Genomic DNA, 6,751 nt, shown 5'->3' on the forward strand with positions numbered 1-6,751 from the left:
CCGTGATGCTGTGTGTTCCCGGAGCTAAATTGGTATAAACTAATGTTGCTGAATATGTTCCGCCATCAACGCTGTATAAATATCCTGTTATGCCAGTAATGCTGATGGAACCGGTCGGCATTCCGCAAACCGGTTGCGCTGTTACCGTAACGCTTGGTGCGGATGCTTCTGCTTTTGCAGGGTCAATCGTAACTGTTGTTGCAGTGCTTGTGCATCCGTCAACACTTTGTGCCGTGATGCTGTGTGTTCCCGGAGCTAAATTACTATAAGTTAAAGTTGCAGAATATGTTCCGCCATCAACGCTATATAAAAATCCTGTTGTGCCAGCAATGCTGATGGAACCTGTAGGCGTTCCGCAAACCGGTTGCGCTGTTACCGTAACAACTGGAACTAAAGGTGTTTCAGGCCTAGCTGCTAAGGTTATTGAAGTTACTTCAGATATACAACCATTAGCATTTTTAGCGGTAATACTATATGTACTGCCCGGTATTAAACCAGTAAATATCCCTGTCGTATTGCTATAATTATCCCCATCGACACTAAATGTTAAATCTAAAGTTGGAGAAGTTACTCTTGCCGTAGCTGTTGTAGTTGTACAAGAGGCTTCTGTGACAAAAACCGTTGGTCGTGAAGGTGTATTCGAAATATTTATATTTAAGTTACGCTCTGGACTTATACCACAAGCACTTGAAGCTACAACTTTTAATACTCCAGATGTTGCTCCTACATCAAAAGTAAGCGAAATGTTTGTAGTACCCTGCCCAGTCATTGTTGCTCCTGTACCAGTATAAACCCAATTATATGTGGTAGCACCTGGCACATCATCAATACTGTAGTTTATGGCCGTGGCATCTGGTAAGCAAATAAATTCTTTACTTGCTGTAATTGATCCAGGAATTGATGGCGGACTAAATGTGATTTCGACAACACTTGTTGTTGTTTCGCAACCAGTTAATGATGTTGCTATAATATTGGTGTAATTACCAATAGTTAAGCCTGTAATATCTATTTCACCAGTAGCACTTGCCACCTCACTTACCGCAGTTTGATTAACTCCATTTTTATAATAACTAACGCTATAATATTCTCCTGCATCTAAACCACTAACCTTAAAACTCCCATCAGCTGCAATACATGACGAAGGGCTGGTAGGAGTTGCAGTTATGGTTAATTTGCCTTTCACATTTAAAGAAACCTCTCCTGTACTAAAACACCCAGTTGCATTATCTAATACCCTAACATTAATAATTTTATTAGCACTACTATAGGGTATTGTTAAAGGGTTAGTATTTGCATTAGCATCTGCCAATGTACTATGGTAAGTGAAAGTATAATTTGCTGGAACAGTAACCAATAGACTATTAGCATCGACTAGATTAAAATCTCCTAATTTAGATCCTAAAGCAGTTTCACAAGCATAAATTGTTGCTGGATTTAATATAGGGCTTGGCGTTAAACCCAATGTTATTTCATCTTTTAATGTACAGCCCGTTCCATAGGTAACGGTAACACTATATGTACCTGGCCCAGTAACAATCAAATCTGGCCCAGTACTTCCATCATTCCACAAATATGCTGTAGCACCTTCATTAAATCCTGAGGTTGTCAATGTATATGGATATTGATTACAAGCCAAAATAGTATCATCTGCTCCTAAATACTGTGCAGCTGCTATAGTAGAAAATGTCCAATTACTATTACCTCCAGCATCATCTCCAACAACCTTATTTTGTGATGCTGAACAACTACCTGCCGTAATATCTGTTAATCTTGCAAACTTTAAATCAAAATCACATGCAGTTGAATTAAGTGTTGCAGCGGTACCAGCTGTAGTTGAGTAAAAACTAATAGGGTTACAAGGAGTACCATTTGCAGTTAATTTATTGGTGACTGTAATTGTATTATTACCACCAATTGCGTTTGTAGATGATGTTGGATATGATAAATTACCTACCTCAAAGTTACCGCCCATCCTACTTTGGCTTGATAACCAAGTAATATCGGTTGCTTTAATTTTACCACCACTAATAGTTATAGCTGAACCTACAATACTTGGATTCATAACGATTTTACCATAATCTACTGTTACACCTGCGGTTATACTGATAGGCATATTTCTTCGGCTTACATTAATCGTACTACCAGCGGCATTCCAATTGGCATTTGAAGAATGGCTAGCGCTATACGTTGCAGTACCATTCGTACCATTTAGTGTAATAATAGAATTTGATATATCTGCCTTATTTGTGCCCGTAACAGCTAAACTTAATGCCGCAGCAGTAATATTTTTACTATTGGTATAAAATTGACCTGAACTAAAAACGATTTCGTTTGTAGAAAGAAATTTATCAAGTAGGTCGTATCTACCGTTACCTGACAAACTAAGTGCACTCGAAACGCTAACTCCATTTGTTAGTAATGCATTGACATTTGTTGTTTGTGAGGTTCCTCTCATAAACCAAATTCCGTTAAAAGGAAAGGTCATGCCCTTAGCTAATGTTACAGAACCATAAGTATTTAAAAAAAATGTACTTGCACCTGCAAAAATTGGGGTCTTGCTGCTTGCCGTATTATCCCATAGCATATTTCTGCAACTTACATTATTATCTATCGTTACAATTTGGTTATTCGCTGCAAATGAATTGCCATCAAAAAAAACGTCATCTGCTAATCCTGGTATACAATTGTTAATATTTGTAACCAAAGGGTCGCCTCCTGATATGCCAATACTCCAATGCGTGGCATCTGTCCAATTTCCAGTTCCACCAACCCAATAAAAATTTTGTGAAGGGTTTGCTGTAATATTTACATTTAAATTGTTTCCTAAATCCTCCCCGCCTGGAACTGTTAGCGTTGCACCAGAGGCATTAATGTCTTTTAATATTGCATTATTGATGTTAAATGGCAAACCTGCTTTATACAAACTTGCTCTTACACCTGATGTATTTGAGGAAATGATAACTTTTGGAGAACAACTACCAAAACTGTTGCTGTTAATTGCATTAACAACGCTATAAACCCTGTTTGATGTAAAGTTGTAACTTTTTCCAGGTGCTAAATTATAGGTGTTCACAGTGTGAGATGTACCTGTATTTCCAAACTTTACTATTGAAGCATTTGAAGCAAAGCTTACATTATTGGCTGCAAAATTTAACACACCGCCATTGCTGAATGTAGCACTGCCCGTATTAGAAGTAAAATTAATATCATTAAACGTTAAAGTATTTAATGTTACCGCTCCAGTACTCACATACCCACTTAACAGAAAATCTGGCTCAAAATTGTTGGTTAAATTTATAGTAGATCCTGTTGCATCAAATGAATTTAAAAATTGTGTATTTATTTCAAACGCAGCAGCTCCGCCCGTAAGCGTTATTATAGAGTTAGAAATATTAATATTTCGCAAATTATTGGTTGATGCCGGCTCAGAATTACTACCAAAATTACCAGCTGTTATCTCTTTACCATTACTATTAAAATTTCCTGCTGTAATAAGTATTTGTGTATCTGCACATTTCAGATTATCAACTAGTGTGTAGGTACCAACGCCGAGAAACTGAATGTTCGGAGAAGCATAAATAAAATTAGAACCTGATTTAACCGTATGGTTACCAGAGCCAAAATAAACTAAAATAGATGTTATACCAGAACATCCTGAATAATCTGAACTTCCATTGATATACAACCTTCTTCCTGCTAACTTTCCTTCATTGCCAAAGTCTGTCCAAAACACGTTTCTTGCATAAGCGGTTTGACTACCACTTCCAGCTATAGTAACTGTCTGACCAGCAGCCGTAAATGAATTCACATCAAAGTACACATCATCATTTAATGTGGGCAAACATCCAGAGGAGGTTTGTGGTACGCCACCACTCCCTAACAACGACCATTCAGTTGGATCATTCCAATTGCCATTACCCCCCACCCAATAGAAAGAACGTGGTGATGCCGCAGCAGAGGTAACATAAGTACCTGAATTCTGACCCAAATCATTTTGTGCAGGAATGGTAACGGTATTATTAGAAAACTTTACTCCTAAAAAACCAATGTTATACGTTGTAATTGGTGAAGTAGCATTAAAAGAAATTGGCGTTGTACCTGCTGCTCGTAAATTCGATTGACCAACGCAACTCGAAGTTTCATTTATCTTATTTACTTTTAAAATTAATACACCCTCAGTAGTTATGTCAACAGGTTTGAACAGATTTAAATTAGTTACATTTAATGACACTCCACTAGAAGTAAATGCGAATGAAACCAGATTAATATTAAAATCTACCACATTAAAGGTAAAATTTGGCACTGAGCTTCTAATTTGGGCCGTCGATATTCCCGTTGATATTTCGGAAAAATTTAAAGATTTTATGCCGTCTAGTATAGTACCATTAGCATCACCACCTATACTAATGTAAGAAGCTTTATTGCTTTGATCTAAATATAACTCAGTATTCGTAAAATTATAAATTATATTTACTGGGTTAGCATTAAACACCAAAGCACCAACGTTACTAGGTCCATTACTTGCATGAAACTCGCTATTTGATAAATTTAAAATTTTACTACCACCACTTATTGTGTTGCTTATTGTGGCATTAGATACTCTGATATCATACCCGTTAGAAATAAAATCTGAATTTGTAAATGATAGACTAGCACTTGGCAGATTAAAATCGCTTAATAAATTGTATGTACCGGTGCCTGAAAATGAAAAAGTGGCACTACCAGAACTATGAGATGCTGCATCTCCCATGTTGATATAATAATTACCACTACTACCTAAAAAAGCAATACTTGAATTTCCTCCTATTAAATGTTTTCCGTTTGATGTAAAATCTCCATAGATACTCAATGAAGCACCAGAAAATGTTATTACTTGTCCAGCTAACACATTAAAATTTTTAGCTTCTGAACCTATAACCAAATTTACTGTCTGCGTTAAATTTCCTCCGGGAAAATAAACATCATCAACAGATGATGGAGCTAAAGAACCGTTTGCAGGGATACCAGAACCAGGAGAATTTTCCCAATTTGCCGCATTGGTATAATTTTGATCCGCTCGCCCTGAACTCTTCCAATAAAAATCTATTGCATTTGCTGATATTGAATTAAAAAGTAATAAGATTATTGAAAACAAAAACAACTTTACAACTTTGAATATTTTATTATTTATACATAAAATATTCTTGCTTGAAAAAGATGGATAGAGGCTAATTTTAGAAGTAAGTTTCATATTTTTTAAGTTCCTAACGATTAGGTTTTATAAAACCTAAATCGCTATAAGTCAACTCAAAAATCAAACTTAATATTTACTGGTTTTAGCAAACTCCACTTTCAGTTTACCAACAATGTATCTGAGTTTATGAAATAACAAACCCAGATCACAACATTTTATTTAAAAATACTCTATAGTAGATTATTTTCCTCAAAAATCCTCTTTCCTAATTAATTTGTACAACATCCCACCTTGGAGATTTGCTTAAAGTAATTTAAAAAATGAAAAACAGAATTAATTCTTAGCTAGAAACATCTCTAAAGCATAAATTTACCTTTGGAATGAAAATACTTTGGTATGGAATTACAATAGTTATGGCTCACAAAGTTTGCCACAGAAAATTTAGAAACCATTTGGCAAATTATTGATAAACCTACTGTGGGATGACAAACGCGTCAGGAATTATTTACCTATTGCTTTCATTATCGCAGCATCGGTTATTCCTTCCATTACTTTATAACCTGCCAAATTTGGATGAACGCCATCTGTTGTATATTCTGCTTTCTGACCGTTGCGCTCATCAACTAAAGGCGTAAAATAATCTAAAATGGTAAAGTTTTCAGATTCGGCATAAGAAACGATTTCTTTATTAAGAGAAATTATTTGTTCAGCAGTGCCTTTTAGAGATTTATTCCAAGGATATTCATAAATGGGCAAATACTTACAAAGGATAACTTTTATCTGATTCAGTTTTGCCAATTCAGCCATTGATTTAATATTACTAAGGATTGTTTCATTTGAAACATGACCTCTATTTCCAGCCAAATCATTACTTCCTGCTAAAATAATAACTGCTTTAGGCTTTAAATCGATAACGTCTTGTCTAAAACGGATCAATAACTGTGGAGAAATTTGCCCGCTTATCCCTCTATCAACATATGCCCTATTACGAAAATACTCTGGATCCTTTTGCTTCCAAATTTCGAAAATCGAGCTTCCTAGAAAAACTACTCGCTTTTCGCCTTTTTTAGGAGGACCAATGGAATCATTTTCTTTTTGATATTTACGTAACATCGCCCAATCATCAGAAAAATCTTCTTTTACTGTTACCGTTGGCCGATATAAGCAAGATGTAAATATTAAAGAAAGAAAAAGGGATAATGTTATTTTCATTTTACAAGATTTATTTTTTCTCTTCTCTTGGTCCCCTTTTATAAATCACTAAACCATTTAAAAAATTGCGTAGAATCTGGTCGCCACATGGTTTGAAATTTTCGTGGTCATCATTTCTAAATATATCCCCCAACTCTGCTTTGGTAACCTTAAAACCTACCAAATCGCAGATGGTTATTATATCTTCTGTTTTTAATGAAAGTGCTACTCTTAGTTTTTTTAATATATCGTTGTTACTCATGTTTTAATTATTGAATATTGAATGAGAGGATTTTGAATGATTGAATGAGAGAATTTTGAATGATTGGATGCTTATTTATTATTGCTAACTTGTTTGTCCTAATTTCAATGAACCAATGAACCAAT

General features: G+C 35.3%; 3 protein-coding genes. All 3 read right to left on the reverse strand.

Annotated features, from left to right (window positions below; translation table 11 throughout):
* On the reverse strand, window positions 1–5,230 hold a 5,230-nt coding region (locus tag D7004_RS10375; RefSeq protein ID WP_148042787.1), incomplete at its 3' end, for a hypothetical protein.
* A gap of 444 nt (window positions 5,231–5,674) precedes the next feature.
* Window positions 5,675–6,385 carry a GDSL-type esterase/lipase family protein gene (locus D7004_RS10380; RefSeq protein WP_123205799.1) on the reverse strand — a complete coding sequence of 237 codons (711 nt, stop codon included), beginning with the start codon at window positions 6,383–6,385 and terminating at the stop codon, window positions 5,675–5,677.
* Between the two features lie 10 nt (window positions 6,386–6,395).
* The gene (locus D7004_RS10385; RefSeq protein WP_123205800.1) at window positions 6,396–6,626 is read right to left on the reverse strand and encodes a DUF1456 family protein; all 231 of its coding nucleotides are present in this window, start codon (window positions 6,624–6,626) and stop codon (window positions 6,396–6,398) included.
* Between the last annotated feature and the right edge of the window lie 125 nt (window positions 6,627–6,751).

Source organism: Pedobacter jejuensis, assembly GCF_003725795.1.
In the GTDB taxonomy this organism is placed as follows: domain Bacteria; phylum Bacteroidota; class Bacteroidia; order Sphingobacteriales; family Sphingobacteriaceae; genus Pedobacter; species Pedobacter jejuensis.